The organism is Paenibacillus silviterrae (genome assembly GCF_030167925.1).
In the GTDB taxonomy this organism is placed as follows: domain Bacteria; phylum Bacillota; class Bacilli; order Paenibacillales; family NBRC-103111; genus Paenibacillus_G; species Paenibacillus_G silviterrae.
The window spans coordinates 1,118,895-1,141,463 of record NZ_JASKUT010000002.1; the positions used below are offsets into that span (position 1 = coordinate 1,118,895).

General features: G+C 52.0%; 20 protein-coding genes. 2 read left to right on the forward strand and 18 right to left on the reverse strand.

Annotated elements, in window-relative coordinates:
• The first annotated feature begins 332 nt into the window (after window positions 1-332).
• On the forward strand, window positions 333-488 hold the full coding sequence (locus QMO62_RS28110; protein WP_284645808.1) for a hypothetical protein: 156 nt from the start codon (window positions 333-335) through the stop codon (window positions 486-488).
• 621 nt (window positions 489-1,109) lie between these two features.
• Here the strand turns inward: QMO62_RS28110 and QMO62_RS28115 are convergent.
• From QMO62_RS28115 to QMO62_RS28150, 8 genes are all read right to left on the reverse strand, one after another.
• Window positions 1,110-2,240, reverse strand: a complete 1,131-nt coding sequence (locus QMO62_RS28115; protein ID WP_284646704.1) for a sensor histidine kinase — start codon at window positions 2,238-2,240, stop codon at window positions 1,110-1,112.
• The gene (locus QMO62_RS28120) at window positions 2,233-2,928 is read right to left on the reverse strand and encodes a response regulator transcription factor (RefSeq protein WP_284645809.1); all 696 of its coding nucleotides are present in this window, start codon (window positions 2,926-2,928) and stop codon (window positions 2,233-2,235) included. The genes QMO62_RS28115 and QMO62_RS28120 overlap by 8 nt, the downstream gene beginning before the upstream one ends.
• A gap of 56 nt (window positions 2,929-2,984) precedes the next feature.
• Window positions 2,985-3,482, reverse strand: a complete 498-nt coding sequence (locus QMO62_RS28125; RefSeq protein WP_284645810.1) for a VanZ family protein — start codon at window positions 3,480-3,482, stop codon at window positions 2,985-2,987.
• A 13-nt stretch (window positions 3,483-3,495) separates the two neighbouring features.
• The gene (locus QMO62_RS28130) at window positions 3,496-4,395 is read right to left on the reverse strand and encodes a M15 family metallopeptidase (protein ID WP_284645811.1); all 900 of its coding nucleotides are present in this window, start codon (window positions 4,393-4,395) and stop codon (window positions 3,496-3,498) included.
• A 327-nt stretch (window positions 4,396-4,722) separates the two neighbouring features.
• Window positions 4,723-5,946, reverse strand: coding sequence for a multidrug effflux MFS transporter (locus tag QMO62_RS28135; protein ID WP_284645812.1), 1,224 nt, complete (start codon window positions 5,944-5,946; stop codon window positions 4,723-4,725).
• 159 nt (window positions 5,947-6,105) lie between these two features.
• Entirely contained in the window at window positions 6,106-7,656 is a 1,551-nt protein-coding gene (locus tag QMO62_RS28140; protein WP_284645813.1) for a copper amine oxidase N-terminal domain-containing protein, read from the reverse strand.
• A gap of 277 nt (window positions 7,657-7,933) precedes the next feature.
• Window positions 7,934-8,812 carry a pentapeptide repeat-containing protein gene (locus tag QMO62_RS28145; protein ID WP_284645814.1) on the reverse strand — a complete coding sequence of 293 codons (879 nt, stop codon included), beginning with the start codon at window positions 8,810-8,812 and terminating at the stop codon, window positions 7,934-7,936.
• Between the two features lie 291 nt (window positions 8,813-9,103).
• The gene (locus tag QMO62_RS28150; RefSeq protein WP_284645815.1) at window positions 9,104-9,958 is read right to left on the reverse strand and encodes an alpha/beta hydrolase; all 855 of its coding nucleotides are present in this window, start codon (window positions 9,956-9,958) and stop codon (window positions 9,104-9,106) included.
• A 45-nt stretch (window positions 9,959-10,003) separates the two neighbouring features.
• Between QMO62_RS28150 and QMO62_RS28155 the strand changes: the two genes are divergently transcribed.
• Window positions 10,004-10,141 carry a hypothetical protein gene (locus QMO62_RS28155; protein ID WP_284645816.1) on the forward strand — a complete coding sequence of 46 codons (138 nt, stop codon included), beginning with the start codon at window positions 10,004-10,006 and terminating at the stop codon, window positions 10,139-10,141.
• On the opposite strand, the gene QMO62_RS28160 is transcribed toward QMO62_RS28155, so the two are convergent.
• The 10 genes from QMO62_RS28160 to QMO62_RS28205 all read right to left on the reverse strand — a co-directional run bounded on the left by QMO62_RS28160 (window position 10,138) and on the right by QMO62_RS28205 (window position 22,564).
• Window positions 10,138-11,463, reverse strand: a complete 1,326-nt coding sequence (locus QMO62_RS28160) for a sulfatase family protein (protein ID WP_284645817.1) — start codon at window positions 11,461-11,463, stop codon at window positions 10,138-10,140. The two genes, QMO62_RS28155 and QMO62_RS28160, sit on opposite strands and share 4 nt — an antisense overlap.
• 59 nt (window positions 11,464-11,522) lie before the next feature.
• A complete protein-coding gene (locus tag QMO62_RS28165) occupies window positions 11,523-12,482 on the reverse strand; it encodes a formylglycine-generating enzyme family protein (RefSeq protein WP_284645818.1) in 960 nt (319 codons plus the stop codon).
• A gap of 24 nt (window positions 12,483-12,506) precedes the next feature.
• Window positions 12,507-13,046 (reverse strand): chromate transporter, encoded by a 540-nt coding sequence (locus tag QMO62_RS28170; RefSeq protein ID WP_284645819.1) that lies wholly within the window; start codon window positions 13,044-13,046, stop codon window positions 12,507-12,509.
• 19 nt (window positions 13,047-13,065) lie between these two features.
• Window positions 13,066-13,713, reverse strand: a complete 648-nt coding sequence (locus QMO62_RS28175; protein WP_284645820.1) for a chromate transporter — start codon at window positions 13,711-13,713, stop codon at window positions 13,066-13,068.
• A gap of 13 nt (window positions 13,714-13,726) precedes the next feature.
• Window positions 13,727-15,166 (reverse strand): sulfatase family protein, encoded by a 1,440-nt coding sequence (locus QMO62_RS28180; RefSeq protein ID WP_284645821.1) that lies wholly within the window; start codon window positions 15,164-15,166, stop codon window positions 13,727-13,729.
• 49 nt (window positions 15,167-15,215) lie between these two features.
• Window positions 15,216-16,085 carry a carbohydrate ABC transporter permease gene (locus QMO62_RS28185; RefSeq protein WP_284645822.1) on the reverse strand — a complete coding sequence of 290 codons (870 nt, stop codon included), beginning with the start codon at window positions 16,083-16,085 and terminating at the stop codon, window positions 15,216-15,218.
• 1 nt (window position 16,086) lies between these two features.
• A complete protein-coding gene (locus QMO62_RS28190; protein WP_284645823.1) occupies window positions 16,087-17,043 on the reverse strand; it encodes an ABC transporter permease in 957 nt (318 codons plus the stop codon).
• Window positions 17,044-17,300: 257 nt separating this feature from the next.
• A complete protein-coding gene (locus QMO62_RS28195) occupies window positions 17,301-19,106 on the reverse strand; it encodes a cache domain-containing sensor histidine kinase (protein ID WP_284645824.1) in 1,806 nt (601 codons plus the stop codon).
• 32 nt (window positions 19,107-19,138) lie between these two features.
• On the reverse strand, window positions 19,139-20,158 hold the full coding sequence (locus QMO62_RS28200; protein WP_284645825.1) for a helix-turn-helix domain-containing protein: 1,020 nt from the start codon (window positions 20,156-20,158) through the stop codon (window positions 19,139-19,141).
• 174 nt (window positions 20,159-20,332) lie between these two features.
• On the reverse strand, window positions 20,333-22,564 hold the full coding sequence (locus QMO62_RS28205) for a glycoside hydrolase family 3 C-terminal domain-containing protein (protein WP_284645826.1): 2,232 nt from the start codon (window positions 22,562-22,564) through the stop codon (window positions 20,333-20,335).
• Window positions 22,565-22,569 lie beyond the last annotated feature (5 nt).

Sequence of the window (22,569 nt, forward strand, 5' to 3'; positions counted from 1 at the left end):
TCTATGTGTATCTTACCTTAGCGGCTCCTCGATACCTATGGAAGGATGCAGGAACCGCATGGAGAAATGTAGTGACTACAAGTCAAGGGAAAAGTAAATAGACGTACTGTGCCCGAAGAACTTTCCGAGAATAAGATGTCATTGCAGGATTTAGGTCCTATAATAAATCTTATGTATACTGGCACACCAAGTGAACATGCGAAAAGAAGGGTATCATGATGATTCGGTTTTTTAATGGTTTCAGAATTGATTTGTAAATTCATTAAGTATTAATCTTACTGTAATGGTACATATTATAAGTGCATTAAAAAAAGGTAACTGGAGGAATTATCATGCAAAATCAACAAGATCAGCAGAACCAACAGAACCAATCTACGCAAAACAATCAACAATCCACACAGGCAATGCAGCAAACGCAAGAGGCTATTCTTCAAGCTCAAAAACAATCGCAACAAGGCCAAAATAGTCAACAAAGTCAACAGAAATAGTAAAAAAATCCGATTAATTAAGACAGAACGGACAACGCTTTATGCATGCTGAGACAGGTTGATTATGTAAAGACACTATAAAAAAGTAAAAAAAAGAAGGAGCGGTCTTTTGACCAACTCTTTCTTTTTTTTGAGGTCCAACAAGGATAAAACCAGAAATTGGCCATATTACGAACGATACTTATTTAATCAAATTCCATAATGGATTCATCAGCGATTTTTATCTGTTAATACGTTTCAATCTTATTTATCTCTGTGATTGGCCACATTAATTCTTTATTGCCAACTTTGGGGGGTTTTATTCAAGGAGATCACGAAAAATCTTAGAAAGATCAGCGGGTACTGGAGCTTGATCTACTAAGTTGAGTCGATCCGTCCGGCGTTGGTGCCGTCCTGGAACGCAATGCCCCCAACTAATTTTCGATCTAATTTTGCAGTGTTTCAGGTCCATGCATGATCGCTGTGGCGATGGCCTTTCCCCCGATTTGGAGGCTGTGGCGACGAAGCCGATTGCCGGCAACTTCCGAAACTCATGGTTGAAAATCATGTTGGCCATCGTACCTTTGATCCATCCGAGGTCCCGGACCAACTCCTTCCGGCTGTGGCTCATTCGGGAACCCGTCAGAATACAAAGGGCTGGCGGTCAGTCACCGGAACGGCGGCCGCGTCCTTTGGCAAGCGCACCTCGAACACCGTACGGACCGTATCGCTGGAAGCGAGGATAGCGCCTTGATGCTGTTCGACGATGTTCTTCGCGATGAACAGGCCCAGGCCGGTACTGCCTTCCCGATGGGTCCGCGCCCGGTCGCCGGTAAAAAACATATCGAATATATATGGCAGTTCCTCCGTGGGAATGCTGTTCCCGTAATTCACCACTTGAATGACAACCTCATCCCCTTCCGGATGAGCATCAATATCAACATACAGGCCGTCCTGTCCATAACGGATGGCATTGGAAAGCAAATTTTCGAACACCCGCGCCAGCAGTTCTCCGTCCCCCCGTATCATCAAATGGGAGGCCACATTGATCCTGGATGTCAGATTGTTTTTCTCCAAAGCAGGATATAATTCTTCATTCAGCTGAGTGAGAAGCTCGCTCAGATCGACGGGCTTGCGGTCAATCGTCAGCTTGCCGTAATTCAGACGGGTGACCTCGAACAGCTCGTCAATCAGCCGTTCCAGGCGCTGTGACTTGGTGTAAGCGATGCTCGTATAGTGCCTCCTCTGTTCATGGGTCAATTGGTCATCCCGGAGGATGAAATCCAAATAGCCCAGGACGGAGGTCAGCGGCGTGCGCAAGTCATGGGCCAGATTCAGTACGAGCTGCTCCTTGCTGTTCTCCGCGAAGTCTCCACGTTCCAAAGCATGCTGCAGCTTATCCCCGGCCAGATTGATGTCTCTCGCGATATCCCCGAATTCATCCTGTGACGGAATATCGACGCGGATGTCGAACTTCCCGTTCGCCAACTGGTGAATCCCGTGCGAAATCTCCCGAAAATAGGCCACATACGGTTTGGTTAGCAGTAGGAAGAACAGGATGGACAGCGGGATGAATAGCAGCAAAAAGAAATTGATGTCTCCGAATTCTCTGATGAGGTCGCGGACCTGTCTCAAGGGATTTTCGTGGAGAATCGTATGGTAATAGAGCTGCAAAGCCTTGTAGCAAGAATAGGTGATGATGCCGGACAGAAGCATGCTCAACCCGAACAGCATGATCATCCGGAACCGGAAACCTCGCAGCAAGTCAGCCATTGAATGCATATCCCACTCCCCACACGGTTTTGATCAGTTTATTCTTATTCACGTCCTCCCCGAGCTTCTTCCGCAGAGTGCGAATGTGAACCATGACCGTATTGCTGCCTTCATAATATGCCTCACCCCATACCTGTTCGAAAATATGCTCCGAGCTAAACACCTTCTTCGGATGGCTGGCCAGGAGATGCAAAATTTCGAATTCCTTCGGAGTAAGCTCTACAGGCTTGCCATAGAGAAACACGCTCCGCTCCTCGGGATAGATGACGAGTCCTCCCGCCTCCAACATCGGCTTGCCGGGCTGGGAGGTCGGATTGAACTGCAGGGATCGTCTCAGTTGGGCATTGACCCGGGCCACCAGCTCCATCGGATTGAAGGGCTTGGTGACGTAATCGTCCGCTCCTCGGACGAGCCCGGCGATTTTGTCCAGATCGGACGCTTTGGCGCTTAAGAAGATAATGGGCATCAGGTGCTGCTCCCGAATCATTCTCGTTACCTCATATCCGTCTAGCTTGGGCATCATGATATCCAGAATCGCCAGATCGATGGCGTTGGATTGTACGGCAAGGACCGCTTCCTGGCCATCATGGACTTTGACGCAGCGGTAGCCCTCCCGCTCCAGATGCAGCTCGATCAAATCGGCAATTTCCGCCTCATCGTCCGCAATCAGTATGGTGATAGACCTCATGGTTTCCACTCCAGCATGTCATAGAATCATTAGTAGTATTGTAACAGATTTTCGCTTTATGCGGGTACGCGGGATACGACGCGGCGCAGCATGAGGAACGACATGAAGCCGAGCCAGCCTCCGGAGGCATTCAGAATCAAATCATCCACGTCGAATTGCCCCATCATGTACAGCAACTGGGCTCCCTCCAGACTCAAACTCAGGGCGAAGGACAAGAGAACCGCGCCTCCGGCGGATATTTTCCTTCCCACTGACAAGAAGCCAAGCAGCAACCCGAACGGTATGAAAATCAACACATTCCCGAACAAGTTGACCAGTCCGTGAACGGATACTTCATCCACGGACCGGGTAATTTCCGCGAGAGGAGTCAGATTTCCGTTATGGAGCCGCCACATGATCAGATCGGGATCACTTAAACTTTTTTTCATCCGATCCATGAACACATTCAGCTCGACGGGACGGAATTTGAACAAAATAATCTTGATCAGCACATACCCGTACAAAACCAGCATCACGTGAAGGATCCCTTCCTTCAATCGTCTTCTCACTGTCATCTCGGTCACATCCTTATCGTTGTTTGCGGTCATGCTGCCGGTCTGGACATACGGTTACGATGACACCGTCCACATTGTTGCCGGAGATCTCATAACGATCGTTCGACGGAATATCAATCGTTGTGCTTTTGGTAACGGGATAGTAGGAGATGCTGCAGGTCGAATGCTTGACCGTGACGGTTACCGACTTCCGATCTTTCAAGTAGTCCAGATATTCCTCCAGCACCCACTCGTTTTCCTGCATGACGGCGCTGTGAGGCAGCCCGACATAGCGGAAATGCCACGGCTCGTATTGAATGCCGGTGATGTCAGTCTTGTTCTTCGGGTAGCGGAGGATAAACCCATATTGCCAGGCGTTTTGTTTCAGCCACTTCCCTTCCGGCGCCTTGTCCATTTCCCCCTGTGCCGAACCGATGTCGATCGAGAGGCCCAGGTTGTGTTCGCTGTATCCAGCCGGCATGGCATAATCCGCTCCCATTTGCTTATAAAGTTGGCCTTGCTCTACATGGTCCCGGTAGCCGCTCGTAATCAGGAAGCGGTTCACCCCCTCCTGCTCCGCCGCTGCGACCATGGCGGTGAATTTCTGCACCATGTCCTTGGATAGCTGAATCGTACGGTCCAGCAAGCCGTAGCCCTTCACCAGCTCCTGGTGCTTGTACAGGAAAACCGCATTTACCTCTTCGCCTCCTGCGGGAACGGGATGTTTCTTGTTGACAAGCAGCAAGTTCCCTTTGTAAATTTGATCCTTCGATACTTTGATCCGCTGCCCGTCCTTCGGTGAAGCGTCAGCCTTCGCCGTCTGCACCTGAACCTCTATGTTCCGTTCGTGCCCGTCCGTGCCCTCCGGAGCGTTCCGAACCACCCCATACGTCAGCAGCCCTGCGACACCCAGCCAAAACAGCCACTTCTTCATTGGTGTTCCTCCTAAACCTATGGTTCGATTCTAGGATAGGAAAAACTCTTTAAGAAAAAAGTGGCGTAAACTTAAAATATTTATTAAATTCCTGCCTTTTCCGGCAAATTCATCTCCCCCAAGTGCTTCCTATATCTTTTCGGCATGTGGGACATGCGCAGACGGGGATGGATGCGCCATTCGACGGCTACCGGACGCCCCAGTGTATTATCCAGTCATCGAAGAATGGGAATATAAATGCCTCCACAGTGGAACTTCAAAAGCTCTCCATAACTGATTAAAAACGCAAACAAGGCTGCTCATCCCAGCAGCCTTGTTGGTTTTATGTTACACGTTCTGCCGCTTCCTGATCAGCAGCAAGTAGCAAAGCACGGAGCTGGAGGAGGTGACGGCGATCAAGATCGCGAGCGGCAGCGCGGATTCTCCGCCGCCGATTCCGGCGAGCGGCGAAGAAACCGCCCCGAACAGCAGCGACAACACACCCAGCAGTGCAGCGGCACTACCGGCGTTCTTGCCCTGATTTTGCAGCGCCAGCGACGAGCTGGTCGGCCCCACTACTCCAACACTCGATACGATCAGGAAGAAAGCCGGCCATACTCCGGGGATCCCGGCACCGGTCAGCACCATGGCTAGCAGGAGAATGCCCCCTGAAGCCGCAATGACATAGCCGGCGACCAGCAGCTTGATTTCAGGCACTCTTCCCACCAGCCTGCCGATAACCTGCGAGGCAAGCACGAAGCCGAAGCCATTGACGGCGAAGATGAGGCTGTACGTCTGCGGCGATACGCCGTAAATATTTTGCAGAACAAAAGAGGAACCGGACAAGTACGCGAAGAGTGCGGCGGTTACGAACCCGGAGGAAAGAGCAAAGCCCATGAACTCCCGGTCCCGGAACAGTGAGCCAAAAGTGGTCAACGTCCGACCGATGCCCCCTGCGGACCTGCGGCTCGGCGGCAGAGTTTCCTTCAGCCCTAACAAAACGCTGAGGAACAGCAATATCCCGACGATGCAAAGCACGACGAATACGCCACGCCATGACGTAAACCGCAGCAGCTGTCCCCCGATAATCGGTGCGATAATCGGCCCGGCCCCATTGACGACCATCAGCATCGTCATGAACTTGGTCATCTCCGTACCGGAGAACAGGTCCCGCACTACCGCCCGGGAGACGACCATTCCCGCCGCTCCGGAAAAGCCCTGCAGCGCCCGCAGCCCGATCAGCCACCAAATGTTCGGACTGAATGCGCACAGCAGCGAGCATACCGCATACACCGCCAGTCCGAGCAGCATGGGAGCCCTTCTTCCCTTGACGTCACTAATCGGTCCGGCCAGCAAATTGCCGAGAACCAGACCAACTAGGTAGAATGTTAAGCTGAGCTGCACATACGATTCCGTCGTTTGAAACTCGCTCACAACGGCGGGCAGCGCAGGCAAATACATATCGATGGTAAGCGGCCCCATCATCGCCAACGAGCCGAGAATCGCGACCAAGGTCGCCTTCGAGGGTTTGCTCACGTCGCCCGGGGCTTGTAGGGCTTCTTCCTTATTCATTGTTAACATACTCCTTTACTCCGATGTATAAGACTTAAGTAATGAGTGTAAACCATATCAGACCAAATGCCTAGTTCCCTTTTCATCAACCCCGGAAACAAAATAATGACTTTCTACAGCAAAGACCATGCCGGGGACATGGTCTTTAGAACAATGATGTTATTTTTCATACACATTAATTCGTCTCAGCATATGGCGGTTGTTGTCAAACAATATGATATTCCCGCGGGTATCCATACTAAATTTGGTTGGGCTGGTGAGACTGATTTCCGTTGAATTGCCCATGAAAAGGGGCTTATCCGCGTTCTGTGACTCCGTATCATCATATGAGCCGGTTCCGGGATTCCAAAGCCCCCGCTGATAGGTAAGCTGGTCCAGCATGACGTACGGTTCAACCTTACCATGGATATCTATTCGATAGAACCCTTGATGATCGTGTACATAAAAGCTGCCGTCTCTTGATGAAGCTTCCAGGATTTCTTCCAGGCTCACCGTAGCTACCTGTGTAATCGTATCGTTCGGTTGAATACGGAGAATACGCTTGTTCGCTTTATCGAGCAAATAAGTTTGCCCTTCCCATACCGTGGAAACGAGTTGGCTTAGCTTGGCTTCTCTAGGCATAAAGCTTGTTGTGACAGACTGATCTTTTCCAACAGTGTATACCTTGTTCTGGTAGCTATTGCTGTAATATACCTTTCCATCACTAGTCGTTGAGAAAAAATTGAATTCACCGAATATATCTTCCTCTTTGGAATAAGTGATAAGCTTAACCTCGGGAACAACCTCGAAAAAAGCGAAGCTTACCGATTCGGATGAGATACCCTGCTGTGTGACGTTAGCGGACGTGTATACTTTGTCCTTCAGCTCATCGTAATGTAGTCTTTGCGGATTCAGCTCGAAATACAGCAGCTTCGATTCACCGTTTTTCTTAGTTGTGTAGTTAAAATTGAATTTCTCGGTGAGCACGATATGCGGGTTCAATTGTTTGCCCTCGGCCGACCGGTACATCGAAATGAGATGTCCGGTTGCTGATGAGCGGTTTCTACTGAAGTCCAGTGTATAGACGTTGTCATTCTTATCTACGACAAGATCCAGAAATTCCATTGCTGCCCTGTAGCTGATCGTATTGCCCGTTACAATAGGAATCGTGCTGTACTGCGTGTCCCGCTCCGTTAAATTATCGACCGTAGGTCTGCTCAGCTTCTTTTTCGCGGGTACGGGGACGGGGGAAGATTTCTTTATGCTTGTGATCGTAATTACCTGCGAGATGTTGTCATAGGTCACCGTCTGCTGGAGACTTTCGCTAATGAAGCGAAGCGGCACTAAGGTCGTTTCATTTATGATTGTGGCCGGCTGCTCCAACGGAAGGGAGACACCGTTCACACGTGCCTCGGAATGAGCCAACGTTAGCTGAATGGTTGTCGCATCCTTCTGTAGAGTAACCGTCTGTGTCATCTCATCCCATGACACCCTTGAGCCTAAAGCTTCCGCGATAAATCGTAATGGTACCATCGTAACACCGTTTTGCAAGATGGGACTTGTTTCTAGTGTAACGGCATTCCCACGGACTTGGGCAGTTTGTTGATTTAATTTTAATGTAAGTACCGATGGAGCGTCGGGATTATCAAGGGCATAGGCATAGGAAGGAAGGCAACAACAAAGGGAAAGTCCCGCCAACAGGAATTTGCGGAATCGTTTGGTTTTCTTCATTAGAATCTCCCTTGTTTACGTAATATTACCAGTTTACTAGGAGAAGTGATAAACTGCAATTCATAAATCAGCACTGATTCGGATCATGATGGGTCTTATATATGCTAAAAAAACAGCGGCACCCTTAGACCGAGATATCAAGGTCCAAGACTGCCACTGGATATTGCGTAAGCCTCTCGTTGATATGCTCGCGAACCGAGTAACCAACCCTCTTCTACTGGGTACTCGTTCATCGTCAGCGGCCGGTCGGGCAGCCTGACCATATTGGGAGCGAAGGCTAAGCCTTACAGACCATCAACAGGTTGCCGTCCGGATCGCGGAAAGCGAACCAATGGTCGTACTCGATTTCGGTGACGAGCTCCGCGCCCTGCTCCTTCATATACTTGAACGAGGCGGCGAGATCGTCCGTCAGCAGCATGAAGGCCGGGGTTTGGAATGTCGGCGGACCGCCGGGCTCTTTACCGCCCCACATCTGCATTGTATCCAAAATGAGTCCAGACCCTTCAACAGGAATCGAACACAGATGACCGTTTGTAATATGTACGGAATCGACGGGAATCCCTAGAATCCGGCAGTACCAATCCCTGGCCTTCGCGATATCGCGGACCGGAACGAATGTTGCACCCGTCCGGTTCAAGAGCGGCGTACGCCTGGTTTGCTCCTCCTGTTGCACGTTGGCTTCCGGTTGTCCCTCCGATCTGTAGCGCTTGAGCAAATCGGAAACATCGATGCCGTCAATCGTCAACCCTTCGATGTTGCACCCTTCGATGCGAACGCCGCTGAGATCGGACAAAGATATCGTGCTGCCCGTCAGCTCGCACATCTCGAATCGGAGCGGACGCTGCCGCTCCTGATCTTCTCGGTAGGCCGGGTGCCCTTTCGGAGGCAGGCCGATATTGTGGATATAAGCCCCACCCAGCTGAGCCCCGTCGATTTCCAGGTCTGACAGGTTGGCATCGGTGATGAAAGTCCTCGACATATTGACGTCCTTGAAATACGCTCCGCTCAAATCCGCGCATGCAACGCGGAAATTGGGCAGCGAAACGTTGCGGAACGATACTTCCTCCGCGCGGCAATTTTCGAACTCTGCTCCTGCAAGGCTGGAATTCCGTACCACGACTTTTTGCTTGTTCTCCCGCTGATCGATAATCTCCATTTCTTCTCCTCCTTCAATAATTCATGAACTAGCAGGCATTGTGGTAGGTAGAACGGCAACAAACGTTTTCATCTTGCGCGGCATATGCGATGTCATATGCGAATATATATTCGCAATATTAACTTCTACGCCAACCAATTTTTTCCTCCTGTTCATTAGGAAAATATTTGTCCGCCACGCGGGGTTGCCTAATTCCGTCCCGCCCTTTTGTAATTAACGACAGAAGGAGCAGCTGCCGCAATCTGCTCCCTGTATCAATTAACTCATTAATATCGGTAACCAAGGCAATCTCTACTCTAGCACCGTTTCCAACCAGCTTCGGCAGGCTGCAGTCCAGCTTTGCACGGGACCTTTGGTCGTCCCCATGCCAAAACCGTGTTGTCCTGCTCTATATGCATGCAGCTCGGCGGGAACGCGTGCTTTTCTCAACGCAAGATAGAAGTTGACACTGTGTTCTGCCGGGGTTATCGTGTCATCGTCAGCAACCATAATAAACGATGTTGGCGTATCTTTAGTAACCAATTCATCGGTACTGTATTTCTTCAACACTTCCATAATTGGAGTCGAGCGGTCCCGTCCGTCGTTTGTGTCCCAACCCCTCAAGGAAATACAAGGATAACATAAAACCAGAAAGTCGGGCTTCGCACTGATTTGATCCACTGAATCGATAGGCTCATAGATTGTTCTATCGTAACAGGTACCTAGAGCAGAAGCGAGATGACCGCCCGCAGAAAATCCCATCACTCCTACTTTTGCAGGATTGATTCCATATTGAGAGGCCATGCTGCGCACTAGCCTGACGGCTCTTTGCCCATCCTGCAAAGGAACATCGAGCGCCTGTTCATGTCCGTCGCCCGGCATTCTATGCTTTAGAACGAACGCTGTGACACCGAAGGAATTCAGCCATTCTGCGATATCTGTGCCTTCCAGATTAAACACCTGTCTACGGTAGGCTCCCCCTGGTATTACAATAACGGCAGCTCCGTTAGGCTTTTCCGGGATAAAGGGAATGAGCGACGGTGCAGTTACTCCCTTAATCACCCTTTTATAGGTATGTTCCCAAGGTTCTTCAAACATGATTTCTTCCATGTGTACTTTCTCGGATCCCGGGGCCTTACCTGGGAACAAAAAGATTTCATTTTCCATGAATCATCACCATCCTGCCTGAATCATAACATTTCGTCAGGACTATTGCCAAGGATTGTATTTGATGCAGTTGTGGTCGAACAGACGCTGGATGCCACCGATGAAGCTTGGGTTGGCTTCGAACTGGACTCTCCGTCGCGGCAATACGATCTTAGCAATTCAGCCGAAGGCGGCTGCCATTAAAAACCCATCTTGATCCATCCGCTTTCCTGATCGATGATCGGTTCTCGTGAGAACCCCCCGGTTGCTTCCCACCATGCTACGACCCGTTGCCGGAGCTCCGCACGCTGCTCCTCTACCTGAGGCTGCCCAGCGATATTCCGAACCTCGTCCGGATCGTTCGCCAAATCATACATTTCCTCGAGTTCATCCTCAAGATAATATACATATTTATACCTCGACGTCTGAATGCCAACCATCGGATGGCGTCCCCAATATGCCTTATAGTGTTCGAAGAACACATGCTCCCCCGCAAGAGGCTCTGACCGCTCCATAACCGGCAGCAGTGAACCTCCTTCACATTCCTCAGGCAATGGAATCCCCGCTGCATCGAGCAATGTACCGGTAACCGCTGCGGTCGAGACGAGATCGGGGATGACCTTCCGTTTGGATTGCACCCACGGAACATGTACGATCATGGGCACATTATATAGCTCTTTGTAAGGAAGTACGCCCTTCAGACGCAGCCGGTGGGCCCCCTGCATATCCCCATGATCACTGGTGAACAGAATCGCCGTATGCTCCATCATCCCCTTTTCCTCCAGTTTATCCAGCACTCGTCCGAGGTAGGTGTCCATAAGCGCAACCAAGCTGCGATACCGTTGAGCGTCCCGACGTACCAGTTCCTCCGTCAGCTCCGACTCTCCTTTGGAGGAACGCTCCCGCTGAAACGGCGGCTTCCCCGACAGATCGTCGGAGTAGAATGTGTTCGGAACCGGCATCTGCTCCAGCGGGTATTGTTCCGCGAAGCGTTCGATTAGCTCGAAGGGCTTGTCAACCGGCGTATCCGGATGCGGCATATACCAATTCAGCTTAAGGAAGAACGGCTTGCTCCCGGAATAATCGTCCAAATAATTTAGCGCTTGCGTCGTCGAAATTGCATCCTTATTGCTGTGGAACCGCGGATCGTCGTTGGCTCCGCCCAGCTCAATTCCATCTAGGCGGTAATCCGTTACGGCGAAGTCGTGATCAGCCGGCGATAAGCCTAAATGCCATTTGCCGAAATACGCCGTTTCATAGCCGGCCTTGTTAAATTCCTTGGCAATCCCCCAACCCTTGGGATCCAGTGTATGACCGATCTGATAGACCCCAACTTGATGCGGGAATTTTCCGGTCATCCAGCTTGCCCGCGAAGGCGAGCATTGCGCCGAGGTGCTGATCGCTCCGGTGAAGCGTACGGAGCGCTCGACTAGACGATCAAGATTCGGTGTATGATAGCTTGGATCCATACAGCTCATCGCATCGATCCGCTGCTGGTCGGTAGAGATCATAATAACGTTTTTCATTCGTTACGCCTCCTGGTTTTCTCATGATAAATAGAACGGCTCTTACAAGCGTAGCACAATCACTCTGCTGCATCCGCCGCTACGCGAAACCCGATATTTCCCGATGAGCTATCTGGTGTATTCGACGTACGGGCAGCTACACGATATCGATTGCAATAAGACTTATGGCATAAATAAGAGCCGCCGCGCATCACCTTTGACTCCCCATGAACCGGCCCTTTCGGATTCACGGTTACATCCTTACGGTGAAAGTCTCTGCTGAACCAATCGGCACACCACTCCCACACATTCCCGGCCATTTGATACAGACCATACCCGTTCGGAGGAAACGCATGAACAGGCGCGGTGCCGATGTATCCGTCGCCGGCGTTGTTTTTCTCCGGGAACTTGCCTTGAAAAATGTTGCACATATGCATTCCACTCGGTTTCAGAAGATCACCCCAGGGATATTTCTTTTGCACAAGCCCGCCTCGTGCCGCATACTCCCACTCCGCCTCTGTCAGCAGGCGAGTGCCCGACCATTTGCAATATGCCCTAGCATCATTCCAGGATATGTGCACAACCGGATGATCCGGCCGATCCTCCATGGTAGAGTCCGGTCCCTCCGGCCGTCTCCAAGAAGCTCCTTCAACGTTCCACCACCAAGGTGTGCCTTGGGCCACCTGAGTAACCTTGGCAGCCGCAGCAGGAGTAGCGAGCAGGTGGAACACGAACGACCAGCCGTATCTCTCCGCATCCGTCACATAACCCGTCGCTTCTACAAAGCTCATATACTGTGCGTTCGTCACCGTATACGGACTAATAGAAAAAGGGTTTACCGTAACACTGCGGATGGGCCCTTCTCCGTCCGAGGGGAAGCCCTCTTCGTCCTCAGTGCCCATCAGGAAGGTCCCCCCTGGCAGCCTAACCATATCTAAGATTTCTGTGGATTTGCTCCTAGATGAGAAGAATGTCTCCTGCTTACCAATGGTAGTTACAGTGCTCGTTCTGGATATGGAGCAGCAGGACCTTTTTTCCATATGAACCAAGCCTCCTCCGTTATCTTAGCTGTACACAGCAATCCCTGTGAGCCCTGAGATCATGATGACGAAGAACGGATGCATCTTGAATCTCAAGAGCGCCAGCAAGGAGCAGGCGAAGAAAAGCATGGCGACGAGCGTCGCCCCGTTCAGCTCGCCGATGATATGGTTACTGATAGCAAAACGGATGGCTCCATAGAAGATTAATCCCGTAACAATCGGCCGAAGTCCGTAAAATGCAGATTGAACCCATCGGTTGCGGTCGATTTTGCTGAAAAACAGCCCTGCGAGAACCACAATAAGTAACGATGGAAGCACCATACCCGCTGCAGCGAAGATGGCTCCCGGCAGCTTCGCGACTTGGTAACCCACAAAGATCGCGCTGTTCGTTCCAATCGGACCGGGAGACATACCTGCCACCGCGATGACGTCGGTAAAATCCTGTATGGTCATCCAGCCATGCGCGGTCACCTGCCGTTCGATGACAGGAATCATGGCATAGCCTCCACCAAAGGAGACGAACCCGATCATGAGAAATGTGATGAATAGCTCCCAATAGATCATAGAAAGCAGCTCCTTTCGCCTAGATGCCGTCGCCAACGTAATAATCCGTATATTTATATCGTGCTGCTCCAGCCTCCTCCGTATGCTCTTCATCGTCAAGGAGCACCTTCATACCCAATCTGTTCTTCAAAACGACTAGTCCTATTCCAAGCAAAGCCCCTGCTACAATAATGAGGATCGGGTTCATGTGCCCGAATAGCATAGTGATCACCGTACCCATCACAATCATAAGCGTTGTTTTGTCCAGAACGGCAGTCTTGCCGATTTTGATGCCCGCATAGACGATTAAGGCGACGGTAGTTGCACGTATGCCCTGGAAGGCAGCCACGATCTTGGGATGATGCTGCACCTGCAAGAAGAGGATGCACAAGGCGATAACAATAAGAAAGGTCGGAAGCAGCACCCCGGTCATTGCAGCGAGAGCACCGGGAATTCCTGCAATGCGGAAGCCGACGAAGGAGGCCGAATTAATTGCGATAGCACCGGGAATCGACTCGGATATAGCGAAGATGTCCGCAATATCCTTGTTTTTGATCCACTTGCGCTTCTCCACGACCTCACGCTCAATCAACGGTATCATCGCATAACCTCCGCCAAAGGTGACAGGACCAATCTTGAAGAAGGACCAGAAGATCTGTCCAAGCAGCAGCCAGGATATGGGTTTCATGCTCAGGCCTCCCTTATTCCACCACTGGAAGCGCCGTAGCCTCCTTAGGCACTGGCCACCGCTCCGGCTCGGCCACATCAACGATGTATCCCCACTTGGACAACAGCCGATGATGCTCTACCTTGGCGGTATGCTTCTCAACAATCGCCGGAATATTCCATGATTGATACAATGTGTCACGGAGTGACTGTGCGATATCGGTTCGATCAGCAGCCAAATTGTTCAACTCACAAGGGTCGGCGCTCAGGTCGAACAGCATATCATGAGAATCGAGTGCTGCATACGAAACGTACTTCCACTGCCTCCAACGAAGCATCCTGCCCGGCACCGGCTTGCCGTCCACATTCGCCATGCATTCACTGATTACGTAGCGATCGGACTCAGGTCCTCCGGCAATCAGCGGCTTCAGACTGATCCCATCAGGTCTGGGCGGTGTATCTGCACCGGCGATCTCGCACAGCGTGGGACCAAGGTCCATGATGCTGACCGGCTGCGAGACGCGGCGACCTTCGATGACCTCATGACCGGAGATAATCATCGGGATCGCAGCCGAGCCCTCGTAGAAGGTGCTCTTTCCGAGAAGTCGCTGTTCTCCCGCCTGCTCCCCGTGATCGGACATATACACGAACACCCCCGGCCGACCGCTTCGCTTGAGATACTCCCGCCACGCGCTTCGAACCTCGCCGAGCTGCCCGTCAATCGTCTCGATCATACCGAGATATGCAGCCCGAACCTTGATCAGGTTATCCTCATTCAGCGCCTGGAACTGTTCGCGAAGCTCCTGCAGTGCAGGGTGCTCGTTCTCCCGGTAGAACGAATCCGGGATTCCGGCAATCGGCTTGTAATGCTGATAAAGTTCCGGCGGCGCCACGAACGTATGATGGGGGCCGTAGGTGCCGACAACGATACATTGCGGCTTGTGATGCTCCTGCTGCAGGTACTCCAGGGCAGCCCTGATGACGGCCCTATCGTACTCCAGCACGGGAGAGTTGCCTCCGCCGACGATCTTCAGGCTCTGGTCCGCCATCGTGCCGACGTAGGGTCCGAGATCCTTACGGTGCGGTCCGTAGCGTCCCCAATAAAGGGGCGTCATTTCCCCCATAATCCGCCTTGTGAAGCCATGGCGCTGGTCATCTCCGAGAAAATGCATCCGACCGCACAGCACAGTCTCATAACCCGCAGCGGCAATACCGTGCAGGAACGTCGCCTGATCGCCGCCAAGGGCGCCGTTGTTGTCGTAAACGCCGGTTTTCTCCGGCAGCTGACCGGTCAGCATGGATATGCGGGAGGGGACGCAGAGGGGACACGACGTATATGCAGCCTCAAAAACCGTTCCTTCCTCCGCTAACTGGTCCATATGCGGCGTCCGTACCGTATCATGGCCGACGTAGCCTGCATATTTGGCATGGTGCTGATCACTCAGGAAGACAAGAATATCGGGTCTCTGGTTCATCTTCATAGCTCCTTTTTAATGTAATACCTAATCCGCTGCTTACCCGCGCTTACCCCTTGACCGAACCCATCAGCATTCCCTTGTTAAAGTACTTTTGCAGGAAAGGGTAAACTACCAGGAGCGGCACTGCAGTAATCAGGACCGCTGCCATCTTCACCGCCGGTGTATAAGAGTAGCCTCCCGCATCATCGGACATGCCGGAATCGGTCTCGATCAGCATTTGACGCAGGAACACCTGAAGCGGCATGTCTTGAGAGTTATTTAGGAACAATATGGCATAGAAGTAAGTATTCCAGTTGTGAACCGCGTAAAACAGGGTGAACGTCGCCACAGCAGGCATGGACAATGGCATGACGATTTGCCAGAACAATCTCAGCTCCGAGCAGCCGTCGATCCGTGCCGATTCCTCCAGCTCCCCGGGTATATTCTGGAAGAAACTGCGCATTACGATAAGGTTAAACGGTGCGATCGCGCTGGTCAGATACAGTGCCCAATAGCTGTTAAGCAGCCCAAGCTCCTTGACGACCAGGTAGGTTGGGATCATCCCCCCGGCGAAGATCATCGTGAACAGCACCATAAAGTTCATCGTACGACGTCCGCGCAGCCAGCTCTTGGACAGTCCATAGGCCATTAGGCTCGTCAGCAGAATGTTGATGGCAGTACCGGTAACCGTAATGGTAACCGCATTGCCGAAAGCGGTCTTGAAGTCGGCATTGCTTAACAAATAGCCGTAAGCCTCGATCGACCATTCATGCGGGAAGATGAAGAATCCGCGGGACATAATCTCATGCTCCGTTGCGAAGGAGCTGGAGATGACATAGATGAAAGGGACTGCGATGACAAGGAGTGACAAAACCATAATCCCATAAATGAGGGAGCTGAATACAGGATCCTTTCCGCGTGCGTCGAATGCGTTCATACTAATATACCCCCTCTTCTCCAATTTTCTTGGAGAGCTTGTTGGCGAGCAGAATCAGGGTCAGACCGATCACCGATTTGAACAAACCTACGGCAGTGGTGAAACTAAATTCCCCTTGCAATACGCCGGCCCGGTACACATATGTATCGAACACGTCGGAAACGGAAAGGTTCAGGGAATTTTGCATCAGATAAATATGTTCGAAGCCGATATCCATGACATGTCCCAATCTGAGAATAAACAAGATGATAATGGTTGCCCGCAGCGCCGGGAGCGTAATATACCATAGCTGCTTCCACCGATTTGCTCCATCTACGACAGCGGCTTCGTACAGCGTCGGGTCAACGGAGGCCAGCGCCGCCAGGAAGATGACCGCGTTCCAGCCCGCTTCCTTCCAGATGCTCTGCAGGATATATACAATACGGAAGTAATCCGGGTCAGTCATCAGTTCTATTCGCTCTAAGCCGGCATTGGCGAGACCCTTGTTGATGGCACCGTCCTGCGTGGCGAAGAGGATGACCGTAATCCCTACTACAACCACCCACGACAGGAAGTGCGGCATGTAGACGGCGGTTTGGACGAACTTCTTGAACCAGGCGATACGAACTTCGTTCAAGACAACCGCAATCAGGATCGGCGCCGGGAAAAACAAGAACAGGTTCAGCGCACTCAGAATCAAAGTGTTGCTCAATAGGGACCAAAAGTCCGGCTCACTGAACAATCGCTGGAAATGGGCGAAGCCTACCCACTCACTGCCCGTGAAGCCCGCGAACGGACTAAAGTCCTGAAATGCAATAATGATGCCTCCCATTGGCAAGTATCGGAAGATTAAGAAAAATAATAATCCTGGCAAGATCATGAAGTATAGAGGCATCCCCCGCTTCCACTCCTTCCAGGCTGCGCTGCGCTTCACCTGCGCCTTCGGCCGGACAAGCTCGACTGTCGATTCTGCTCGCATAATTGTTCCCTCCTGTAGTGTCATAACCTTTGCTATGTCCTCATCATAAGCGCAGTTGCCGATTTCGTCGTTACACAATCCTCTGATTTCTAAACCTCCAGCTGCGCTATAACACCTCAGTCCCCGCTCGAATGATAACAGACATAAAAAAGAAGCCGCTTCGATAGGCAGCTATCAAGGCGGCTTTATTGCGTCTGAATCTTGTTAATCTAAAAATCCTTAGTAACCTCAGCCACACGGTTTCGTGAGGTTTTGTTTCACCCGCTGCGATAGTGCAGCGGGATCCGGATCGACACGACGGTGCCTCGTCCCGGGAACGAATCCAGCTTCAGTCCGTAGCCCTCGCCGTATTTCAACAACAACCGCGCATGGACATTCGCAACGCCAAGCGATTCACTGCGGATAAATTCCTGCTCGTTCGCGTGTTCCGATATCAGCTTCAGGTGTTCCTCTATTACCGCGAGCTTCTCTTCCGGAATGCCGTCGCCATTATCCGCAATCTCAATCACAAGATCATCCTTATCGTCATATGCGCTGATCAGGATCGCCGCATCTCCGGCCCTTGGCTCCACCGCGTATTTCACAGCATTTTCCACAAGCGGCTGCACAGACAGCTTGACGAGCAAGCAATCATGGAATTTCGGATTCACGGTGATGCGGCTAATGAACTTTTTAGGAAAACGAATATGCGTAATCTCGAGATATTTTTCAAGGATGGAGAGCTCCTCCTTCAGCGTAACCTCGTTGTCCGATATCTTGGCGGTATACCGGTACACATCAGCCAAATTTCCGGCCATGCTCACAACCAGATCGTCGTTATTAAGGTATCCGATGCTCTTAATAACATCCAGTGAATTGTACAGAAGATGCGGATTGATCTGATTCTGCAGCGCTTGAATATAGGCTTCCTTCTGCCTCAGTTTCATGTGCACCTCGCGAACCTTCAGATCCGATATCGTCTCCATCTGCTCATTCAACTGGTCCACCATCTTATTGAAGCTGTAGTTCAGCTTCTGAAATTCGTTCTCGCCCTGCCGAATCTCAGTACGAGTCGAGTAATCGCCCTGTGATACTCGGTTCATGTTGTACTTGAGATGCAGCACCGGCCGAACGAACAGATTCGATACCATCGGCACCACAAGAATGACCATCACTGCAATCAAAACAAAGGCAACCAACGTCGCATTCCGCGCTGAATACAGCCCGCTGGCCATCTCGTCGAACGGCACCATCGCTACGACGCGCCAACCGAGCACCTTGGAGCTGCTGGTGGAAACCAGCATTCGCTTGCCGTCCAGCTCCTGGATACCGACTCCCCCCTCTGCAGGTACGGCCATCCGCCCTAGCGGCGTATCCCCGAGCTTGCGGCCGAGCCATTCCGACCTGGGATGATATACGATCGTATCCTCCGTCGAAAGAATCATGAATTGCCCCGATTCGCCCAAACGCGAGCGTTCCAAGGTAGCTTCAATCTCCTTCAGAGACAAATCCATGACGAAGAAGCCGACGGGTTCCAGCGTTGCATTGCTGTATACCGGATTCATCATCGAAATGACCGACATTCCCGATTGCTGCGGATAAGTAATCCTATGGGTAGGTATGAGCACCCGCTGCTCCGAAAACGGAATGGTATACCAAGGCTCGGTCGTGTAGTCCGTGACTATGGATTGATAGGTCCGGGAGGAGAAGATTCGCTTGTCCAGAGAAATCAGGAAGATTCCCGTGATTTCATTGTAATTGAAGGATACATGGCGCCGCAGCAGCGATTCCATATCCTCTAAATCAAACGGGGTTAGCCCCTGATTCCCCTCATACCATCGCTGTATAAGCTCGTCCTTAAGCAGGGCTTTGGTCGTACGCGACAGCTGCTCAAAGTAAAATTCCAGATGGTGATGCAGCCGTTTCGTCGCCTCATCGGTCACGGTGTGGAAATCCTTTACAACCGCATTGCTGTAATTGATATGGGAGATCATGCCCATGAGCACCATCGACAGGAGACTGATCGCCAGGAACAATATAACCATGCTGACCTTGATCGGAAATCGATGCCAAAATTGTCTCATAAGTGCTACCTTCTTCTCCGGGATGACGATGCTTATATCCCCATTCCCTTACGGTATTCGTTGGGGGAAAGCCCCGTAACATTTTTAAAGACCCGGTTAAAATAAGGCAAGGAGGAAAATCCGACCATATCGGCAACCTGGTAAATTTTCAGGTCCGGTTCCAGCAGCAGCTGCTTGGCCTTGTCGATACGAACCTTATTCAAGTAGTTGACGAAGGAATCACCGGCATGCTGCTTAAACAACGCGCTGAAGTGGGATACGCTGAGCCCTACGTAATCTGCAATCTGCGTGAGGCTGATCTCCTGCATATATTTCGTCTCCGCGTAGTCGCAGGCCTTCTTCATAACAAGCCGGAAGGATCGCTTGTGCTGCTGCTGCTGTCCAAACTGACACCACAGTTCGACAAGCTGCTGGACATGCCGCTTCAGCGCTTCCTCTGTATGCTCATTCGCAGGAGCGCTTCGTTCCAGCTCAGGGTACGTATAGTCGAGCAGGTCTTTCAGCTTCCCTGCCAGCATGCGCAGCAACCCCAGCTTCGTGCTCGGATGACTGCTTCGGTTTTTCTGAATCGCGGCGACCAGCTGCGCCTGTTCCGTCACCGCCTGCTGCGTATCCATGGAGGGGATTCGCTCAATAAACTCCTGGATGCGCATCAGCTGGTCATGAGCCGGATGCAACAGCTCCAACCGCTGCAGCGAACGTTCAAGCGCCTCCTTCAGCGCGTCCTCACGCACCGGCTTCAGCAAATATTCCGAGACGCCATACCGAATGCCCTGCTGGGCGTACGAGAAGTTATCATAACCGCTTACAATAATACTCACTATGGGAAATTTAATCTCATCAATCTGCTTGAGAAGTGACAGGCCGTCGAGCTTCGGCATCATGATATCGGTGATCAGCACAGTCGGACAGAGCTCCTGTATCAGGTTCCATGCCTCCGCACCATCCCCGGCTTCTCCGGTTACCTTGAAACCGCCGCCAATCCGGTCCACCATCTCGACGATCCCGCTTCGGATCCAATGCTCATCCTCAGCCACCAGTACGTGATACATTTCATGCCCCCCTTGATCAGCGCTCAGCTACGGGAGCCGAACGACCGGATATCGTTATCTAGCTTCACTATAGCGAGCCGGGCGGACGGCTGTCAACCGAACCAGCCGAGCCGTTGCCGCCTTGTTGTAACTAAATGAAAACAACCCTCCATAACCGAGGGCTGTCGTCATCCTTTATCGTACTGCTTCCTGCTTGCCGGAGCCTTCATCCAAACCGAACAAACCGTTCAGCTCGGCGATGACCTCCTGCGGGTACCCCATGGAGAATAGGAAGCCAAGAATCTTCCGGATCGGCATCCCCAAGAACAGTGGATACATCGGATTGTCAGGGCTAATATTCAGCTGCGCCATGACACGCTGCACCTTAGCCGCATGGCGGTCGTCCCGCATCCACTCCTGCAGGGAATGCAGCAGAGTAAGCGGCTCACGCACGTCCTCCGACGCAGTGTACGTTACCTTCTCGAGCAAGCGTATGTCGCGGGAAGATGCGCCCACCTGAATTTCGAACTCGCCCGATTCTACTGCGAACCGTCCCAGATGCTCGACGTAATGAGAGAACGCCCGCTCGTTCAGTTCGATCTCCACCGACCTGGTTTCACCCGGGGCCAGATCAACTTTAGCGAAGCCCTTCAGCTCCTTCAGCGCTTTGGGCACAGAGGACTTAATGTCCCGGACATACACCTGCACGACTTCTTTGCCCGAACGAGCACCCACATTGGTCACATCTACCGTTACCTTCAGCACATCGCCATCCTTCAGACGGGAGTTGGATAACCGAAGATTCGAGTACTCGAAGGAAGTATAGGACAGTCCGAAGCCGAACGGATACTTCACGTCCAAAAGTTTGGTATCGTAATAACGATATCCTACATAGATGCCTTCTGAGTAGACGACCTGTTTCACATTGCCCGGGAACGACAGGTAGGACGGGTTATGCTCAAGCGCCAGCGGGAATGTCTCCGTCAGCTTGCCCGACGGATTTACCTCTCCGAACAATACATTCGCGATCGCCGAACCTCCTGCTTGACCAGGCAACCAAGCCTGCACAATCCCCTTTACCCGGCTTTCATATTTATCGATGTCTGTAGCTGAGCCGCTGTTCACGACGACCACGACATTCGGGTTGATCTTGGCCACTGCCTCGATCAGGCGTGTATGGCTTACCGGTATGTTCAGGTCCTCCCGCTCATACCCTTCGCTCTCAATGATCTCCGTCGTGCCTACGAAAATGACAACCGCATCCCGGCCCGCCGCAAGCGTGCAAGCTTCCTTCAGGAGCTCGTCGCTGCCTTTCTCGTCATAACCGGCACCATAAACGGTGTCTGCGTATTTAGAGATCTCCTCCAGCGGGCTATCCAGCTTCGCCGGATTCATATGGGAGCTGCCGCCGCCCTGGAAGCGCGGCTCCTTCGCGAACGCACCGAGTACAGCTACCTTCGCACCCTTGGCCAGCGGCAGCACGTTTCCGTCATTCTTCAATAATACGATAGCTTCCTCCGCCACCCTGCGCGCCATGCCATGATGCTGCTCCACATCAATGGAGCCGACATCCCGCTTATTCTCCAGTACGCGCGCAATGACTCCGAGAATGCGGCGGACATGGTCATCCAGCTGCTCATCGGTGATCTGTCCGTTACGGTACGCCTCCAGCACCTCCGTACTGCGGGCGCCTGGTCCCGGCATCTCTAGGTCTAGTCCGTACTGTACCGATGCCACCTTATTTCCGACCGCCCCCCAATCCGACATGACCAGCCCCTCGAAGCCCCATTCCTGCTTAAGCACACCATTCAGGTATTTGTCATTGTTCGCCATATGCGTGCCATTCACCTTGTTGTAGGAGCACATGACCGTCCACGGCTTCGCCTCCCCGACGACCATCTCGAAGGGCAGCATATACAGCTCGCGCAGCGTTCGTTCGTCCACCTCGGAGCTGACGACCATCCGGTTCGTTTCCTGCTCATTGGCGACAAAATGCTTGATCGACGTTCCCACCCCGCCGGACTGCACACCCTTTACGAACGCATTACCCATGCGGCCGGTCAAATAAGGGTCTTCGGAAAAATACTCAAAATTGCGTCCGCCTAGCGGCGAGCGCTTGCCGTTCATACCAGGTCCGAGCAATATGCCGACATCGTAGTATTGGCATTCCTCTGCAATGACGGCACCCATCTCCTCAATCAGCGCTTCGTTCCAGGTTGCCGCCATGGCCGCTTCGATCGGGAAGGCGGTCGCCGGCTGCGTATTCATCAGCATCTGCCCTGGGTTCGTACCCATGGACAGCCTTAGTCCGTGGGGACCGTCGGTTAGTATAATCGATGGAAGCCTTACACGCTCCACTGCCTGTGTTGTCCAGAATGAGCCACCGGCGAGCAGGCTGATTTTTTCCTCGATCGTCAATTTTTCCATGATTT

Bases quoted from the DNA above. Each gene is read 5' to 3' on its own strand.
- QMO62_RS28115 (WP_284646704.1), bottom strand. From the start codon at position 2,240: ATGGCTGACTTGCTGCGAGGTTTCCGGTTCCGGATGATCATGCTGTTC.
- QMO62_RS28175 (WP_284645820.1), bottom strand. From the start codon at position 13,713: ATGAAACCCATATCCTGGCTGCTGCTTGGACAGATCTTCTGGTCCTTC.
- QMO62_RS28205 (WP_284645826.1), bottom strand. From the start codon at position 22,564: ATGGAAAAATTGACGATCGAGGAAAAAATCAGCCTGCTCGCCGGTGGC.
- QMO62_RS28195 (WP_284645824.1), bottom strand. From the start codon at position 19,106: ATGAGACAATTTTGGCATCGATTTCCGATCAAGGTCAGCATGGTTATA.
- QMO62_RS28140 (WP_284645813.1), bottom strand. From the start codon at position 7,656: ATGAAGAAAACCAAACGATTCCGCAAATTCCTGTTGGCGGGACTTTCC.
- QMO62_RS28145 (WP_284645814.1), bottom strand. From the start codon at position 8,812: ATGGAGATTATCGATCAGCGGGAGAACAAGCAAAAAGTCGTGGTACGG.
- QMO62_RS28125 (WP_284645810.1), bottom strand. From the start codon at position 3,482: ATGACAGTGAGAAGACGATTGAAGGAAGGGATCCTTCACGTGATGCTG.
- QMO62_RS28110 (WP_284645808.1), top strand. From the start codon at position 333: ATGCAAAATCAACAAGATCAGCAGAACCAACAGAACCAATCTACGCAA.
- QMO62_RS28185 (WP_284645822.1), bottom strand. From the start codon at position 16,085: ATGAACGCATTCGACGCACGCGGAAAGGATCCTGTATTCAGCTCCCTC.
- QMO62_RS28135 (WP_284645812.1), bottom strand. From the start codon at position 5,946: ATGAATAAGGAAGAAGCCCTACAAGCCCCGGGCGACGTGAGCAAACCC.
- QMO62_RS28200 (WP_284645825.1), bottom strand. From the start codon at position 20,158: ATGTATCACGTACTGGTGGCTGAGGATGAGCATTGGATCCGAAGCGGG.
- QMO62_RS28180 (WP_284645821.1), bottom strand. From the start codon at position 15,166: ATGAACCAGAGACCCGATATTCTTGTCTTCCTGAGTGATCAGCACCAT.
- QMO62_RS28120 (WP_284645809.1), bottom strand. From the start codon at position 2,928: ATGAGGTCTATCACCATACTGATTGCGGACGATGAGGCGGAAATTGCC.
- QMO62_RS28190 (WP_284645823.1), bottom strand. From the start codon at position 17,043: ATGCGAGCAGAATCGACAGTCGAGCTTGTCCGGCCGAAGGCGCAGGTG.
- QMO62_RS28130 (WP_284645811.1), bottom strand. From the start codon at position 4,395: ATGAAGAAGTGGCTGTTTTGGCTGGGTGTCGCAGGGCTGCTGACGTAT.
- QMO62_RS28170 (WP_284645819.1), bottom strand. From the start codon at position 13,046: ATGATCTATTGGGAGCTATTCATCACATTTCTCATGATCGGGTTCGTC.
- QMO62_RS28160 (WP_284645817.1), bottom strand. From the start codon at position 11,463: ATGAAAAACGTTATTATGATCTCTACCGACCAGCAGCGGATCGATGCG.
- QMO62_RS28150 (WP_284645815.1), bottom strand. From the start codon at position 9,958: ATGGAAAATGAAATCTTTTTGTTCCCAGGTAAGGCCCCGGGATCCGAG.
- QMO62_RS28165 (WP_284645818.1), bottom strand. From the start codon at position 12,482: ATGGAAAAAAGGTCCTGCTGCTCCATATCCAGAACGAGCACTGTAACT.